Origin of the sequence: Nostoc sp. UCD121 (assembly GCF_014222285.1) — a bacterium.
Classification (GTDB): domain Bacteria; phylum Cyanobacteriota; class Cyanobacteriia; order Cyanobacteriales; family Nostocaceae; genus Nostoc.
Genome location: NZ_JACKZS010000490.1, coordinates 1 through 959, shown reverse-complemented (window position 1 = coordinate 959; position 959 = coordinate 1). Strand labels below are relative to the sequence as shown.

Annotated in this window: 1 protein-coding gene; it reads left to right on the top strand. The window is 46.1% G+C overall.

The features are described 5' to 3' along the window. Positions 1–959: dihydroxy-acid dehydratase (locus GNF10_RS39540; RefSeq protein WP_185607508.1), on the top strand; the 959-nt coding region annotated here is incomplete at both ends.

Genomic DNA, 959 nt, shown 5'->3' with positions numbered 1-959 from the left:
GGTACAATTAAACCCGGTCACTATAACGGACGCGATTTAACCGTTGTTAGTTCTTTTGAAGCAGTTGGTCAATACAGCGCTGGAAAAATTGACGACAAGGAATTATTAGAAGTCGAAAGTCGCGCTTGTCCTGGGGCTGGTTCCTGTGGGGGAATGTTCACGGCTAACACCATGTCTTCAGCATTTGAAGCCCTGGGAATGAGTTTGCCCTATTCTTCGACAATGGCAGCCGAAGATGCTGAAAAAGCTGATAGCACGGAAAAATCGGCTTATGCGTTAGTCGAAGCCATCAAAAAACAAATCTTACCCCGGCAAATTATCACTCGCCAATCTATCGAGAATGCTATCTCTGTGATTATGGCAGTGGGTGGTTCGACCAATGCTGTATTGCATTTCTTAGCGATCGCCCGCGCTGCTAATGTAGAGTTAACCCTGGATGACTTTGAAACAATCCGCGCCCGTGTTCCCGTTTTGTGTGATTTAAAACCAAGTGGTAAATACGTAGCTACAGATTTACACAAAGCTGGTGGTATTCCCCAAGTCATGAAGATGTTACTTGTGCATGACTTATTACATGGTGATAGCCTGACCATTAGCGGTCAAACCATTGCAGAGATATTAGCAGACATCCCCGAAGAACCATCTGCCAACCAAGATGTAATTCGGACTTGGAATAACCCGATGTATTCTCAAGGACACTTAGCTATTCTCAGAGGTAATTTGGCAACGGAAGGGGCTGTCGCTAAAATTACTGGCGTGAAAAAGCCTGTAATTACCGGCCCCGCACGGGTGTTTGAATCGGAAGAAGCTTCTTTAGATGCAATTTTGGCGGGTAAAATTCAAGCTGGTGATATTTTGGTTATCCGCTACGAAGGGCCTAAAGGTGGCCCTGGAATGCGAGAAATGTTGGCTCCCACTTCGGCAATTATCGGGGCTGGTTTGGGTGATGCGGTGGGATT